The sequence below is a fragment of the Streptomyces sp. NPDC057877 genome (genome assembly GCF_042796855.1).
GTDB lineage: Bacteria > Actinomycetota > Actinomycetes > Streptomycetales > Streptomycetaceae > Streptomyces.
In genome coordinates this window covers 44,126-59,154 of the sequence record NZ_JBHVMS010000007.1, presented here as the reverse complement: position 1 = coordinate 59,154, position 15,029 = coordinate 44,126, and the positions used below count along the sequence as shown (strand labels likewise).

Annotated in this window: 13 protein-coding genes; 4 read left to right on the top strand and 9 right to left on the bottom strand. The window is 71.9% G+C overall.

Annotation, left to right across the window (positions count from 1 at the left end):
- Positions 1-50 precede the first annotated feature (50 nt).
- From ACFVQG_RS21835 to ACFVQG_RS21825, 3 genes are all read right to left on the bottom strand, one after another.
- Positions 51-953, bottom strand: coding sequence for a S1 family peptidase (locus ACFVQG_RS21835; protein WP_383385770.1), 903 nt, complete (start codon positions 951-953; stop codon positions 51-53).
- A gap of 232 nt (positions 954-1,185) precedes the next feature.
- A complete protein-coding gene (locus tag ACFVQG_RS21830) occupies positions 1,186-1,968 on the bottom strand; it encodes a DUF1684 domain-containing protein (RefSeq protein ID WP_383385768.1) in 783 nt (260 codons plus the stop codon).
- Between the two features lie 74 nt (positions 1,969-2,042).
- Positions 2,043-3,194 carry a DUF5685 family protein gene (locus tag ACFVQG_RS21825; RefSeq protein WP_383385765.1) on the bottom strand — a complete coding sequence of 384 codons (1,152 nt, stop codon included), beginning with the start codon at positions 3,192-3,194 and terminating at the stop codon, positions 2,043-2,045.
- A gap of 344 nt (positions 3,195-3,538) precedes the next feature.
- Between ACFVQG_RS21825 and ACFVQG_RS21820 the strand changes: the two genes are divergently transcribed.
- Positions 3,539-3,976 carry a cell division protein SepF gene (locus ACFVQG_RS21820; protein ID WP_383385762.1) on the top strand — a complete coding sequence of 146 codons (438 nt, stop codon included), beginning with the start codon at positions 3,539-3,541 and terminating at the stop codon, positions 3,974-3,976.
- A gap of 39 nt (positions 3,977-4,015) precedes the next feature.
- Here ACFVQG_RS21820 and ACFVQG_RS21815 read toward each other — a convergent pair whose 3' ends face one another.
- Both ACFVQG_RS21815 and ACFVQG_RS21810 read right to left on the bottom strand, forming a co-directional pair.
- Positions 4,016-5,206: an acyl-CoA dehydrogenase family protein gene (locus tag ACFVQG_RS21815; RefSeq protein WP_383385759.1), complete on the bottom strand. Its 1,191-nt coding sequence runs from the start codon at positions 5,204-5,206 to the stop codon at positions 4,016-4,018.
- Positions 5,207-5,330: 124 nt separating this feature from the next.
- A complete protein-coding gene (locus tag ACFVQG_RS21810) occupies positions 5,331-6,935 on the bottom strand; it encodes an MFS transporter (protein ID WP_383385754.1) in 1,605 nt (534 codons plus the stop codon).
- A 294-nt stretch (positions 6,936-7,229) separates the two neighbouring features.
- On the opposite strand from ACFVQG_RS21810, the gene ACFVQG_RS21805 reads away from it, so the two are divergent.
- Positions 7,230-8,435 carry a hypothetical protein gene (locus ACFVQG_RS21805; protein WP_383385749.1) on the top strand — a complete coding sequence of 402 codons (1,206 nt, stop codon included), beginning with the start codon at positions 7,230-7,232 and terminating at the stop codon, positions 8,433-8,435.
- 240 nt (positions 8,436-8,675) lie between these two features.
- On the top strand, positions 8,676-9,833 hold the full coding sequence (locus ACFVQG_RS21800; protein ID WP_383385745.1) for a phosphatase PAP2 family protein: 1,158 nt from the start codon (positions 8,676-8,678) through the stop codon (positions 9,831-9,833).
- A gap of 47 nt (positions 9,834-9,880) precedes the next feature.
- On the opposite strand, the gene ACFVQG_RS21795 is transcribed toward ACFVQG_RS21800, so the two are convergent.
- Positions 9,881-10,096: an I78 family peptidase inhibitor gene (locus ACFVQG_RS21795; RefSeq protein ID WP_383385742.1), complete on the bottom strand. Its 216-nt coding sequence runs from the start codon at positions 10,094-10,096 to the stop codon at positions 9,881-9,883.
- Positions 10,097-10,536: 440 nt separating this feature from the next.
- On the opposite strand from ACFVQG_RS21795, the gene ctaD reads away from it, so the two are divergent.
- Positions 10,537-12,228: a cytochrome c oxidase subunit I gene (ctaD, locus tag ACFVQG_RS21790; RefSeq protein WP_383385740.1), complete on the top strand. Its 1,692-nt coding sequence runs from the start codon at positions 10,537-10,539 to the stop codon at positions 12,226-12,228.
- On the opposite strand, the gene ACFVQG_RS21785 is transcribed toward ctaD, so the two are convergent.
- From ACFVQG_RS21785 to ACFVQG_RS21775, 3 genes are read right to left on the bottom strand one after another with little or no spacing between them, the layout of a single operon-like run.
- Entirely contained in the window at positions 12,173-13,147 is a 975-nt protein-coding gene (locus ACFVQG_RS21785; RefSeq protein ID WP_383385738.1) for a helix-turn-helix transcriptional regulator, read from the bottom strand. The genes ctaD and ACFVQG_RS21785 overlap by 56 nt on opposite strands.
- A 23-nt stretch (positions 13,148-13,170) precedes the next feature.
- Positions 13,171-14,472: an ABC transporter substrate-binding protein gene (locus ACFVQG_RS21780; protein WP_383385735.1), complete on the bottom strand. Its 1,302-nt coding sequence runs from the start codon at positions 14,470-14,472 to the stop codon at positions 13,171-13,173.
- A complete protein-coding gene (locus ACFVQG_RS21775) occupies positions 14,441-14,989 on the bottom strand; it encodes a hypothetical protein (RefSeq protein WP_383385732.1) in 549 nt (182 codons plus the stop codon). The genes ACFVQG_RS21780 and ACFVQG_RS21775 overlap by 32 nt, the downstream gene beginning before the upstream one ends.
- Positions 14,990-15,029: the final 40 nt, after the last annotated feature.

The following is a 15,029-nucleotide window of genomic DNA, read 5'->3' as shown; positions in this document are numbered from 1 at the left end:
ACGGGGGCTCGCCTGTACTGCCGTTGACCGGGCCCGAGGGAGGGGCAGGCCTAGTAGACGCTGACGCCGTAGGCGCTCAGGGCCTCCGTCACGGGCTGGAAGAAGGTCGTGCCGCCGGAGGAGCAGTTGCCGCTGCCGCCGGAGGTCAGACCGTACGCCGTGCCGTTGCTGCCGTAGAGCGGGCCGCCGGAGTCGCCGGGCTCGGCGCAGACCGTGGTCTGGATCAGACCGGAGACGATGTCGCCGCCGCCGTAGTTGACGGTCGCGTTCAGGGCGGTGACCCGGCCGCTGTGCGTACCGGTGGTGGAGCCGTCGCGGATGACGGTGGTACCCACGGCGGGCGTGGCCGCGCGGGTGATGTCCACACCGTTGGCGGTGCCGGGGCGGCTGACGGACCCGGAGTAGCGCACGATGCCGTAGTCGTTGCCGGGGAAGCTGGAACCGGCGGTGGACCCGATGACCGTGGTGCGGCCGGAGTTGGAGTACCAGGTGCCCGCGCCGTCGGTGCAGTGACCGGCGGTCAGGAAGTACTGGGTACCGCTGCTGCTCTGGACGTTGAAGCCGAGGGAGCAGCGCCAGCTGCTCGCGTAGATGGCGTCGCCGCCCTGGATGAGCTTGTTGAACTTGCCCGGGGTGCGCTTGATGGTGATCGCCCCGGAGTTGGCCCCGGCCTTGTCCTTGATCTCGGCGATCTCGGCCTGGGAGACCGTGCTGTCGACGGTGACGAGGACCCGGTTGGTCTTCGCGTCGACGGCCCAGGCGGTACCCGCGACATCGGCCTGCATGACCGCGTCGCCCGCCTTGTTGAGCTGGGTGGCGCTGAACGTGGTGGCGTCGCTCGCGTTCGCGCTGGGGACCGCGATCGCGGCTGCGGCCACGAGTCCGGTGGACACGGCGATCAGCCGGAACCGTCTCGATATGCCGCTGCGAGGGGTGGTGCGCTCGATCCTCACTTTTCGTTCCTCCACATGGGAAGTAGGGGGCCCGCGTGGGGTCGGGGCCCGTGAGGCGCAGCCGGGGACAGCGTGTCCGGATCCCGAACACGACGTGCCCCTGACAAGCGCTGAGGGGGAGTATTCGGCCGAACGGCCGGTCGGCGCAAGGGCGCCTTTCGGCCTCCGGCCTGTGTCGTAGCGATGTGACCGCCTAAGGAACACCTGCCCGCAATTGCCCTCTGTCACCCCGTCAGACCGGTCTGCGTTCCCCCGCGATGACCGCGAAGCCCAGCGTGTTCCCCGGCGGCGGGAGGGGGCAGACGAAGGCGTCCGCGAAGGCGCACGGCGGCAGCATGGCCCGGTTGAAGTCCACGGCCGTACGGCCGTCCGCGTCCGGCACCCCGAGCAGCAGGAACCGGAAGCGGTAACTGCCCCTCCCGCTGCTGGCGTCGGCGAACACGGCCCACAGCGACCCGTCCGCCTCCACCGACACCTGAAGCGCCGACTCCCGCCCGTCGAGCGTGAAGGCCAGTTCCCCGCCGAGCGGCAGCCCCCGCACCCGGCCGTCCACGTTCGGCACCCGCACGGTGCGGTGCTCGTCGTACGGCACGAAGCGCCCCGGCACCGACCAGCGCGGGTCGTACGGAGTCACCTCGATCCCGGCGAACCGGCGCCGGGCCACGGCTGCCGGGTCGAAGTCCCGTACGCCCCACAGCCCTTCCCGGACCAGCACGGCCAGCCGCCGCGCCCCGTACGCCACCCGGGCCCCGGCGACCGGTCCCCGGTCGGCCGTGAGCCGCACCCGCCCGGCGAAGGGCGCCCCGTCCACCGTCAGGCCGTCCCCCTCGACGGCCGTGAGCGCGACCGCGTCACCGTCGGCCGTCCAGCGCCCCGGGATGTCCGGAAGTTGCCCCTCCGGATGGTCCGCCAGCCAGTGCGTGCCGGTCAGCGCGAGCGGCCCGTAGGGAGCGGACACCGCTTCCCTGCGGCGCTCGTGCCAGCGCCGCCACTCCTCGGACGCGTCCGTGGTCATGGCAGGGTGAGCGCGCCGGAAAGCGGGTGTATTCCTACGTCGGCCGACGCCGCGCTCCGAGGCCTGAGCCCGCGTCAGCAGTCACAGCCGCAGCACTCACAGCCGTCGCAGCACTTCCCGCAGCAGTCACAGCACTCGCAGCAGTCGGAGCAGTTGTCGCCATGGCGCTGGCACAGCCCCTCCTTGCGCTCCCCCGTCCACGGGCTGTCGTACTCCCCGCAGCACATCTGGCACGTGCAGGCCAGCCCCGCCCACACCGCGCAGCCCGCGAGCAGCCCCCGCCCCCGGCGCGGCGGCTCGGGCGGCAGCGGCGCACCGGGGCCGCCGGGACCACCGGGCGCGTACGGCCCATGGCTGCCGTGGGCGCAGGAGGCGCTGCCGAAGGCCCGGTCGACGGAGGCGGGCAGCTCGTGCACCAGCAGCCGGTGCGCGAGGCGCCCGTCCGCGAACTCGACCTCGCCGAGCGCGAGCCGGATGCCGTGCACGGCGTCGTCCGCGAGCCGCCGCGCCTCGGTGAGCGGGGTCCCCGTGGCGGTGAGGGGGTTCCAGGCGCCGGACGCGGCGTCGGCCTCCCGGTCCTCCACGGCGTCCAGCAGATGCGCGAGCCGCCCGAACAGCCGCCCCGCCTCCGCGAGCGGCCCGGCGTTCCCCGGCCGCCCGGCGAGGATGGCGGTGTGCGCGAAGGCCGCCGCGGTGGCCGTCTCGGTCGGCTCGGTGACGGTGAGCACCGGGGTGCCGGGCCCGGCCAGCGCCTCGACCCCGGCCTGCCGGTCCACGGCGTCGACCAGCAGCGCGGTGTCGAACCCGACGGCGGAGCCGCTGCGGGCGCCCGCGCGCCCCCAGCCGTCGGCGACCCGGCGCGCCGCCAGCGCCACCGGCCGCCGGGCGAGCAGCCCGTCCCCGTCGGTGACGTGGTCGCGCATCTTGGCCGAGGCGAGCACCAGCGAGACGGCCGCCGCGAGCCGCGCGCCCTCACCCCGGGCGACGGACGCGGTGCGCATCCCGCGCAGCGGGCACGGCCCGGCCGTCCGCCGACCGTCCTCGGAGCGGCCCGCCTGAGCCTCCGTCAACACGGAGACCAGCAAGCCGTCGTAATTGGTGACCACCCGCGCGAACTGCCCGTGGTCGCGGCGCAGCGCGAGACACAGCCCGCACAGATGCGCCATCCATTCCGTCTTGAGCCGCTCCCCGAGCCGATGACGGCAGGGCCTGACTATTCCGAACACGCGTGATCCCCCGTGCTCCCCCGTGGTGCGTAGGACCGTGTCCCACCTTTGAGCGATCGCATCCTATCGACGGATCGTCATCTCTTATGGCCCACCCTCGGCGCAGTTCCGTTCACCCTTACGCACCGCTCATCACCCGGACGCGGGGAAGAGTCATATTTCACTCTCAGTCAGCAGGCGTTTGCGGAACGACCCTTGGGGGACCTGGACTCTCGACGTATTCGCTGTGCACCAGTACCGTCACAAACCCCCCGGGCGGCGTCTATCCACTTGGCGCGACGTCCGCATCATGGATGACCATAGGGAGCGGAAAGCACGAGAGACCGCTGTGAGAGGAGGCGTCCATGGGATCGGTGCGCAAGGCGAGTGCGTGGCTCGGCCTCGTCGACGACAACGATGACGAGCGCTATTACGACGACGATTACTCCGAGGGGAGCGACACCGGGGCCGCCTGGGTCACCGACCCCCGGGTGAAGGTGGCCACGGACACGGCCGAGGAGAAGGGCCGCCGGATCGGCACGGTGACCCCGGACAGCTTCCGGGACGCGCGGGCCATCGGCGAGCTGTTCCGGGAGGGGGTCCCGGTCATCATGAACCTCACGGCCATGGAGCCCGCCGACGCCAAGCGCGTGGTGGACTTCGCGGCCGGGCTGATCTTCGGGCTGCGCGGTTCGATCGACCGCGTCTCCAACCGGGTGTTCCTGCTGACGCCCGCCGACACCGAGATCATCAGCGGGGAACCTGCCGCGCACCGCGCGGACGGCTTCTTCAACCAGAGCTGAGGCAGGGCCGTTTCACACCGGCCCTGCCCCACCCCGGCCTTACCGGAAGGCGTCCAGTCCGGTGAGCGCCTTGCCCAGCACGAGCTGGTGCATCTCGACGGTGCCTTCATAGGTGAGCACCGATTCGAGGTTGGTCGCGTGCCGCATCACCGGGTACTCCAGTGAGATCCCGTTGGCACCGAGGATCGTCCGGGCCGTACGGCAGATGTCGATGGCCTCGCGTACGTTGTTGAGCTTGCCGAAGCTGACCTGCTCGGGACGCAGGCGCCCGGCGTCCATCCGCCGCCCCAGATGGTGGGCGAGCAGGATCCCCTTGTGCAGTTCCACCGCCATGTCGGCGAGTTTGGCCTGGGTGAGCTGGAAGCCGCCGATGGGCCGCCCGAACTGCTCCCGCGACTTCGCGTAGTCGACCGCCGCCTCGAAGGAGCTGCGCGCCGCGCCCATGGCGCCCCAGACGATGCCGTACCGGGCGTGCGACAGACAGCTGAGCGGGCCGCGCAGCCCGGTCACCTCGGGCAGCACCGCGTCGGCGGGCAGCCGTACGTCGTCCAGGACCAGCTCACTGGTGACGCTGGCCCGCAGGGACCACTTGTGCCTGATCTCGGGCGCGGAGAACCCGGGACTGTCGGTGGGCACCACGAAGCCGCGCACGCCGTCGTCGGTCTGCGCCCAGACGACCGCCACCCCGGCGACCGAGCCGTTGGTGATCCACATCTTGCGGCCGTTCAGCACCCAGTCCCCGCCGTCGCGCCGGGCGTGGGTGCGCATCGAGGCGGGGTCGGAGCCGTGGTCGGGCTCGGTGAGCCCGAAGCAGCCGATGATCTCGCCCGCGGCCATGCCGGGCAGCCACCGCTGCTTCTGCTCCTCGCTGCCGAACCGGTGGATGGCGTACATGGCGAGGGAGCCCTGCACCGACACCAGCGAGCGGATGCCGGAGTCGGCCGCCTCCAGCTCCAGACAGGCGAGCCCGTACTGCACCGCGCTGGCGCCCGCGCACCCGTAGCCGCTGAGCGACATCCCGAGCGCGCCGATGCCGCCCAGTTCCTTCGCCAGCTCCCGGATCACGGGCAGCTCGCCCGCCTCGTACCACTCGGCGACATATGGCAGCACCCGGTCCGCGGCCCACCGGCGCACGGTGTCCCGGACCCCTAGATCCTCGGGGCTGAGCAGGTCGTCGAGGCCCAGCGGGTCGCCGGGGTCGAACGGGGGCAACTTCGAGGACACGGACACCCTCCGACTCAAAACTAGCGCCGCTAACCGCAGCATTCAGCCCGACGCTACGGCGCGAGCCCGTGCACGTCCACCCGTGGGCTGACGGCAAACGGGTGGGTGTGGTGGGAAAACGCCCCAACGCTCACACGGAGACGCGTGACTTCTCGGCGCCGCGCTGCGCGGGCACCTCCGGAGCCCCGGCCGACTCGCACTGCATGACCCGCGGCAACCGCAACGCCATCGCGGCGCCCAGCAGCAACAACCCCGCACTCACCAGCAACGTCACGTGCAGCCCGTGTACGAAGCAGTCCCGCGCGACCCGTCGCAGGGTCTCCCCCGCCGACCCGCCAAGCCGCCCGGCGACCTCGTAGGCCTCGCCCAGCGAATGCCCCGCCGACGCGGACGCCGACTCCGGCACCCCTGGCGCGGACCGCACCCCGGGCGCGTACGCCGCGTTCATCACGGTGCCGAGGAGCGCGATGCCGATCCCCGCACCCAACTGGTACGACGTCTCACCGATCGCCGCCGCCCCGCCCGCCTGCTCCGGCGGCGCCTCGCTCAGCATCGACTCGTACGCCCCGAACAGCGTCGTCTCCAGACCGAAGCCGAGGAGCACGAAGCCGGACAGCAGCAGCACGGGGTTGTCGTGCTCCCCCATCCCCAGCAGCAGCACCACCGCGCCCGCCGTCACACAGAACCCTGAGCACACCATCCGGCGCGGCCCGAACCGCCGCAGCATCCGAGCCCCGGCCAGCCCGGCGCCCATCGCCGCTATGGTCAGCGGCAGCAGCCGCAGCCCGGTCTCGAGGGGAGACAGTCCGAGCACCAGTTGCAGGTACTGCGCCGCGATCAGCTCCAGCCCCACCAGGGCGAGCATCGCCAGCACGATGCACCCGACGGCCGTGCTGAACGCCGGACGGGCGAACATCCGCAGGTCCACCAGGGGATGCCGACGGCGCCGCTGCCGCCGTACGAACAGCGTCAGCAGCACGGCGCCCGTCAGCAGCGGCAGCAGCGTGAGGGCGCCGCTCACCGACTCACCGCCGCCGAGCCGCTTCACGCCGAGGACCAGCCCGAAGAGACCGGCCGCCGCCATCAGCGCGCCGACCACGTCCCAGGGGCCGTCGCCGTCGCCGGTCGACTCGGGCAGCAGCAGCCGTCCCACCGGGAGGCTGACCAGCATCAGCGGAATGTTGACGAGGAAGACCGCGCCCCACCAGAAGTGTTCCAGGAGGAAGCCGCCGAGCAGCGGTCCGACCGCCGCGCCGACCGCGGCCACCGCGCTCCACACCCCGATCGCCAGCGCCCGCTCACGCCGGTCGGGGAAGACCTGGCGCAGGATCGACAGCGTCGCGGGCATGATCATCGCGCCGCCGACGCCGAGCAGCGCCCGGGCGAGGATCAGCACCTGCGGGTTCTCGGCGAGGGCCGCGAGCGCGGAGGCCACCCCGAACAGGGCGTAGCCGAGGAGCAGGATCCGTCTGCGGCCCACCCGGTCGCCGAGCGTGCCGAAGAGGATCAGCAGCGAGGCGCAGACCAAGGGGTAGATGTCGACGATCCAGAGCAGCTCTATCGCGCCGGGCCTGAGGTCCTCGGTGACGGCGGGGATCGCCACGTGGAGCACCGTGGCGTCGACCGCGACCAGCAGCAGGCTGGTGCAGAGGACGAAGAGGACCACCCAGCGGTTGGCACCGGCCCCGGCCGCCCGACGGCGCAGCACAGCGGCGGCCGAGGTCGTCCCGGACATGTACACGTACCTCCCAGATGTTCCCTCGCGTCCGGCGGGTTCACGGGGTGGGGACTCCCCGCGACTCGGCCGGAGAGGAGCGGTGTCTCCGGCCCGCGCACACGAACGGCGAGTGACACGTCAGCGTACGCGAGTTCGCGCCAGGGTCACGTGGCGGACCTCTCACACATGCGGGGGAACGATGTGGCGTACGCCACTCCGTTTCCGTCACTCCGCGTCCGGATCCGCGCTTCCACCACGCCGCTTCCGCCACCCCCGGCCGCCGGGTGCGGCGTCCATCCGATAATCGAGCCCGTGACCGATCTTGCCACGCGCGTCGCACCGTCCGGTGCCGCGCCCACCTGGCGCCGGGCGGCCCCGGCCCTCCTCGGGTACGCCGCCGTGCGCGCCCTGGGCCTGCTCGCCCTGGTCCTGTGGAGCGCCGCGCGCGACAAGAGCGCGTACACGCTGCTGACCGCCCGCTGGGACGCCCTCTGGTACACCGGGGTCGCCGAACTGGGCTACGGCTACGAGGTGCGGCTGCCGAACGGCGACGTCCACTCCAACCTGGCCTTCTTCCCCCTGCTGCCCTGGCTGGAGCGGCTGGGGCACGCGGTGACCCCGCTGTCGTACGCCGACGCCGGTCTCGTGGTCAGCCTGTTCGCTTCGCTCGCCGCGGCCTGGGGGATCTTCGCGGTGGCGGACCATCTGTACGGGCGGCGGGCCGGGGTCTGCGCGGTGCTGCTGTGGGCGGTGCTGCCGGTCGGGATCGTGCAGTCGATGGCGTACAGCGAGTCGCTGTTCACCGCGCTGGCCGCCTGGTCGCTGTACGCCGTGCTGACCGGCCGCTGGGTGACCGCGGGCGTCCTGTCGCTGCTGGCGGGGCTGACCCGCCCGGTGGGGCTGGCCGTGGCGGCGGCGGTCTGGGTGGCGGCCGTCGCCTCGTTCGTACGGGACGCGCGTGACCGGGAGGGTGCCCCGTCCGGGCGGGCCCGCAGCACGGCTCCGTCGCCGGGCGCCCCCACCGCCGTACGCGCCCTCGGCATGCTCCTCGCGCCCCTCGGCGCCGCCGGGTACGTCCTGTGGGTCGGCCACCGCACCGGCGGCGGCCCGTTCGGCTATCTCGACGTCCAGGCGGGCTGGCGCAACGGCTTCGACGGCGGCTACGCCTTCGCCCGGTTCGTCGCCGAAAAGTTCACGTCGTTCCCCTCCGCCCTGGCGGGTGCCGGGCTGATCGTCGCGGTGGCGCTGCTCGGGTGGCTGTATGTCGTCTGTGTACGACAGCGCCAGCCGCTCCCCGTCCTCGTCTACGGCGGTGTCGTCGCCGTGCTCGCCCTGTGCGCGTCGAGCTACTTCGGCTCGAAACCGCGGCTGCTGCTGCCCGCCTTCCCGCTGCTGCTGCCGCCCGCCCGCGCCCTGGTCCGGGCGCGTCCGCGCACATCGGCGCTGGTGGTGGCCGGTGCCGCGGTGGTCTCGGCGGTCTATGGCGCCTTCTGGCTGAACGGCTCCGGTCCGCCGTGAACCCATGACGGCGCCCCGGTGAGCGCCCGGAATACCCCATCCCACGATCCGGTGAACGCATATAAAAGCAAGCCAAAACACCGGCTATGGAATGATCAAAGGAATTGCAGGGAAGGGCCCTCGGTGATTGCGGAATCCCCGGAAATAGGCCCCCTTCTGAGAGCAATCCCACATCACATCGTCATTACAACCCCGGTGGTTCGCGAGGGAACTGACCTCACTCCCTGTAACGTCGATTGGGTGCGTACCGAACCAAAGCCGACCCGGCTCGACCGGATCTTCGCCCGACTGGACCGCGAACCGGCGCGGCCGGTCCTCGACGTGCCGCGGATGACGCGGCACCGGGTGGTGCTCTTCGGCGCGACGCTCGCCTTCTACCTCGCCATCGTGCTGGCCGTCGCGGTCACCTCGGCGCTGGTCCGCTTCGACTGGCAGGCGATGCTCTTCCGGCCGTATCAGCAGTGGCCGGAGATCCACGCCTTCCTGGACTACTGGGTGGTCCTCGGCCAGCGCGGCCCGACGGCCGTGATGGTCGCCGCCTGGCTCGGCTGGCGGTCCTGGCGGCAGCACACCGTGCGTCCGCTGCTGGCCTTCGGCGCGGCCCTGCTGCTGCTGAACATCACCGTGGGGGCCGTGAAGTACGGCCTGGGGCGCTCGGGCCCGCACTACGCGACCGATGTCGGCTCCAACGAGATGTGGCACTGGTTCCAGGCGGGCAGCGACATATTTCCTTCGGGACACACCGCCAACGCGGTGGTGACCTGGGGCATCCTCGCCTATCTCGCCTCCACGCCGAGCGCCCGGCGCTGGCTGTCGGCCCTGTCGGCGGTGCTGTCCCTGAGCGTGGGCCTGACCACGGTCTACCTCGGTACGCACTGGCTGAGCGATGTGCTCCTCGGCTGGGCCGCCGGTCTGCTGATCCTGCTCGCGCTGCCCTGGTGCGAGCCGCTGATCGCGCACGCCGAGGCCTGGATCCTGGCCCAGCGCGACCGCCTGACGGTCTTCCGCCCCGCCCGGGGTACGGCTCCGCGGCCCGCTCCCGCTCCCGCCCCCGCCCCGGCGCCGGTCGCCGCGGTCACCGGTACCGCTGCCGCCGTGGCCCCGGAGTCCGCCGTGGCGTCCGGTGCCGATGCCGCTCCCGCGCTGCTCACCGCGGCGCCGGGGGACGAGACCGACCAGGAGGGCGACCCGGCCGACCCGGCCGCGTCACCGGTGCGCGAGACCGTCCTGCCGTCGACGGTGCGGACCACCCGGCCGCCGGTCTATCTGGCCCCGGGCCCGCACACGGCCCGCTCGGAGCGCACACCGGTCACCCCGGCGGGCAGCCGCCGACCGCCGCACTCCGACCGCGCCGCGCGCAACACGCCCTCGGCGGCCCGCCCCATGACGGGCGGCTGACCCGCCCCCGGCGCGAAATCCGGCGGGCCGGGGGCCTGCCGGACCGCTCAGCCCTTCCAGGCCCGCGCCACCCGGTCGTCCCTGACCTCGAAGTTCATCCGTCCCACGCGGTACTCCATCGTGATGATCGCGCCCGGCGGCAGCGACCGCACCGTCGACCAGCCCCGCTCACGCGCGAGCCGCTCGGCCGTGGCCGCGTCGAGGCCGACGTAGGTGTCCGGGCTGTCCTGGGGTTCCGCGGGGGGTGTCGGAATGGGTGCCATACGGCCACGCTAGGCGCTGGGCGGCGGGCGGGGAAGTGCGCACGTGCACCGAGGGTCACTGATCCCCCTCCGGTCACACTTCTGTCACAGGATCACGACACGCGTTTCGGTGGAACTCACCCACCCGGATGAGCGGTCCCGTACGTCTTCAGCGGGCATTCGATCGCAATTCCCGCGTGTCGCCACGGCTCGTGGAATAAGGCGGTGGAAAGTTCCCGGAGGACTGCCCGAGAACCGTGCCCGGACACCATTTCATTCCCATTCCGGGCGGCGCCGGGGCGGCCCGCTACCACACAGGAAATACCCGGCTCCCCACAGCTTCCCGGTCCGCCCCCTGTCGGAGCGCGCGTCGGCGCGAGCATCATGGCGAGGGCTCGCGAGCGTGTGTGGCGCGGGCTTCGGCGGGCCCGGGGCGTGACGAGCGAAGGGGCGAGCGAGCCATGGGGACGGACACCGTACCGGCACCGGCACGACCCGTAGGGACCAGACAGCACGGCCGGGTGATCATCGACTGGCTGACCACGACCGACCACAAGAAGATCGGCCATCTGTACCTGATCACCTCCTTCGGCTTCTTCCTCGTCGGCGGGGTGATGGCGCTGATCATGCGCGCCGAGCTGGCCCGGCCGGGGCTGCAACTGGTGACCAACCAGGAGTTCAACCAGCTGTTCACGCTGCACGGCACGATCATGCTGCTGCTGTTCGCGACGCCGACGTTCGCGGGCTTCGCCAATGAGCTGATGCCGTTGCAGATCGGCGCGCCGGACGTGGCCTTCCCACGGCTGAACATGTTCTCGTACTGGCTGTTCCTGTTCGGCGGGCTGATCGTGCTCGGCTCGCTGCTGGTGCCCTCCGGCCCGGCCGACTTCGGCTGGTTCGCCTACGCGCCGCTCAACAGCCTGGAGCGGTCGCCCGGCATCGGGGCCGATCTGTGGATCATGGGTCTGGCGCTGGCCGGGTTCGGGACGATCCTCGGCGCGGTCAACTTCATCACCACCATCATCGGCATGCGCGCCCCCGGGATGACGATGTTCCGGATGCCGATCTTCACCTGGAACACGCTGTTCACCTCGATCCTGGTGCTGATGGCGTTCCCGGTGCTGGCGGCGGCGCTGCTCTGCCTGGAGGCCGACCGGCAGTTCGGCTCGCACATCTTCGACGCGGGGAACGGCGGCGCGCTGCTGTGGCAGCACCTGTTCTGGTTCTTCGGCCATCCCGAGGTCTACATCATCGCGCTGCCGTTCTTCGGCATCATCACGGAGATCATCCCGGTCTTCAGCCGCAAACCGCTGTTCGGCTATATGGGCATGGTCGGCGCCACCATGGCGATCACCGGGCTGTCGGTGGTGGTGTGGGCGCACCACATGTTCGCCACCGGCGCGGTGCTGCTGCCGTTCTTCTCCTTCATGAGCTTCCTGATCGCCGTGCCGACGGGGGTGAAGTTCTTCAACTGGACCGGGACGATGATCAAGGGCTCACTGTCCTTCGAGACGCCCATGCTGTGGTCGGTCGGCTTCCTGGTGACGTTCCTGTTCGGCGGGCTGACCGGGGTGATCCTGGCCTCGCCGCCGATGGACTTCCACGTCACCGACACCTACTTCGTGGTGGCGCACTTCCACTACGTCGTCTTCGGCACCGTCGTCTTCGCGATCTTCGCGGGCTTCTACTTCTGGTGGCCGAAGTTCACCGGGAAGATGCTCGAGGAACGGCTCGGCAAGATCCACTTCTGGACGCTGTTCACCGGTTTCCACACCACGTTCCTGGTGCAGCACTGGCTGGGCGCGGAGGGCATGCCGCGCCGGTACCCCGACTACCTCGCCGCGGACGGCTTCACCGCCCTGAACACCGTCTCCACCATCGGCTCGTTCCTGCTGGGCCTGTCCACGCTGCCGTTCCTCTACAACGTGTGGAAGACCGCGAAGTACGGCGAGAAGGTCGACGTGGACGACCCCTGGGGGTTCGGCCGTTCCCTGGAGTGGGCCACCTCCTGCCCGCCGCCGCGCCACAACTTCACGACGCTGCCGCGGATCCGCTCCGACTCGCCCGCGTTCGACCTGCACCATCCGGAGTACGGCGTCAGCCACCGTCATGTCGCTCAAGAGCCCGGCTCAAGCGGTCCCTGGCCGTCCTGATCGCCTCGGTGAGCGCAGGTGGCTCCAGTACCTCGAACTCGAAGCCCATCAGCGCCACATGGATCACCATCACGTCCAGGCTGGCGGCCCCGGTGCGCAGCACGCACGCGTGCTCACCGTCGGGCTCCAGCATCCCGGCCGTCGGCGAGATGTGCGCGGCGGCCTCGGCGAGGGGCACCAGCAGCCGTACGACGGCCTGCTCGGCGTACGCGCGCGTGGAGACGCCTTCCGAGACGTACGCGGCGAGGTCCTCGGCGGGCGGGGTGCGCGGGGTGAAGCGCGGGCCGTGCGGCGGCTTCGGGGTGATGCGGTCCACCCGGAAGGTGCGCCAGTCGTCGCGGTCCAGGTCCCAGGCGACCAGGTACCAGCGGCGCTCGCTGCACACCAGGCGGAGCGGTTCGACGGTACGGCGGCTGGGGGTGCCGTCGTGGCCCTCGTACTCGAAGCGCAGCCGTTCGGCGTCCCGGCACAGGCCCGCCAGTTCGGTCAGGACGCCCGGGTCGACGGCGGTGGGCTGCGGTTCGCGCAGCATCGGCACGGTGAACGCGTTGAGCGCGCCGACCCTTCGGCGCAGCCGGTGCGGCAGTACGTGCTCCAGCTTGGCGAGCGCCCGCACCGAGGTCTCGCCGATGCCCTCGACGCCCTGCCCCGCGGCGGTGCGCAGCCCCACGGCCACCGCCACCGCCTCGTCGTCGTCCAGGAGCAGCGGCGGCAGTTCGGCGCCCACGCCCAGCTGGTAGCCGCCGCCGGTGCCGGGGCTGGCGTTGACGGGGTAGCCCAGCTCCCGCAGCCGGTCCACGTCCCGGCGCACGGTGCGCGCGGTGACCCCGAGGCGTTCGGCGAGTTCGGCGCCGGACCACTCGCGGTGGGCCTGGAGGAGCGAGAGCAGCCGCAGCAGTCGGGCGGAGGTTTCGAGCATGGGGTGAGTATCCAGGGGGCCGCCTACGGCTCGTACTCCAGCTGCCGTACGTCGAAGCAGTTCGTGGTCATCTCCCCCTGGGAGACCCATCCCTCACCGTCCTGCCAGCGCGCCACCGACAGGCAGTTGCGGCTGTGGGTGGGCGGCTCGGGGCTCACCTCGAAGCCGACGGGGAGCAGGAGGCCGCCCGCGGTGTAGCCGTCGGCGCTGTTGACGCGGTCGTCGACGCACGCGCGCGTGATGCCCTCCTTGGCGCAGGCCCGGGCCGCGTCCGTGAACCACTTCGCCGCCGCCCATCCCTCCACCTGCCACTGGGAGTGGGTCTCCAGCCCTTCGGTGGCGTCCCGGAACTCCCGTACCGCCGCCTGCCCGGTGTCCTCGAAGTTGCGGCTGGACCCGGTCGCCCACAGGGCGTTGCGGCAGCGCGGCGCGTCGCGGTAGTCGTCCTCGACGGTGGACGTCCAGTTCTGCACGTTGGTGACCTTGGCGGTGACCTCGGCACCGACGTCGTCCATCGCCTCGCACAGCCGGGCGTTGCCGTGGCCGTCGATGGCGTCGAAGACGAGGTCGGCGCCCTGCTCCTTCAGATCGGCGGCGACGGCGCGGAAGTTGGGCAGCGCGAAGTCGACCTGCTCGGTGACGACCCGGTAGCCCTCGGCCCGCAGACCGCGCTCGACGAGCCGGGCGTAGGCGGCGGAGGCGGCCTGGTTGTAGGAGACGACGGCGGCGGTACGGGCGCCGTGCTCGCGTTGGAAGTAGCGGTAGACCTCGGTGCCGCCGTACAGCTTGCCGTCCCAGCCGGGCCTGCCGTTCCGGGGCGCCGAGGTGCCGTAGACGCTGTACAGGTGCGGGTAGGTGTCGTAGGCGGCGCCGATGGGCTGGCCGCCGATGTCCGGCACGCGCGCGCGGGACACCAGCGGGGCGCCCGCGTAGTCGAGGACGGTGGTGGCGACCAGGGCGACCACGTCCTCGTCGATCAGTTTGCGCACGCACTCGTTGTTGCCGACGCCGCTGCCGCCGTCGTCGCACTGCCGCACCTCGACCCGGCGGCCGTCGATGCCGCCGCGCGCGTTGACGTGGTCGAAGTAGGCCTTGGCGCCGTCGCGCGGGCCGGTGAAGGCGTCGCCGCCGACCGGGCTGGTGGCGCTGGTGACGATGCCGACGCGGATCGGCGTACCGTCGCCGGTGGCGGGCACGCGCGGGTGCGTGCGGTCGTCGCGCTCGAAGTCGCTCTCCGGCAACCGGCTGCCGCAGGCGGTGCCGAGGGCGAGCAGCAGCACCGCGGCGACGGCCTCAGCAGCCCGGAACCGGCGACGCCGAGCCATTGCCGCTCAGGTTCACCAGCGCGCACAGCGTCTTGGCGGACACCTTCCAGGTGCCGTCCTCCTCGACCGCCGTCCCGGAGGCGTCCGGCAGGGCGGTGGCGCCCTTCAGGGTGAGGGTGTACGTCACGTCCGCCTCGGTCGCCGAGGTGAACTCGACCTTGGTGACCTCGGCCTGGACCTGTCCGCCGCGCTCGTCGCCGCTGAAGGCGCGCAGCACGGGGGCCATGGCGTCACCGTTCTCCAGGACGGCCTGCTTGTCCTCGAGGGAGGTCTCCGGGTCGAAGAACGTGCGCCAGTTCTCCTTGATCTCCTGCTCGGCCTGGGCCCGGTCGGCGGGCGCGGTCGCCGCGCTCGTCGGGGTCCGTTCCGCCGTCGGTGTCGGGGGCGGGCTCTCACCGCCGCCGCCCTCGTCGTCGCCGCACGCGGCGAGTGCCGGGGCGAGGAACAGCAGCAGGGCCGCCGCCAGTGCCGTACCCCGTCCCCTCGTCCCCCGCCTGGGGTCGCTGCCGAGAACCATCTGGCTCACCACCGGGTGTCGGTCCGGGCGGTGGGCGCCC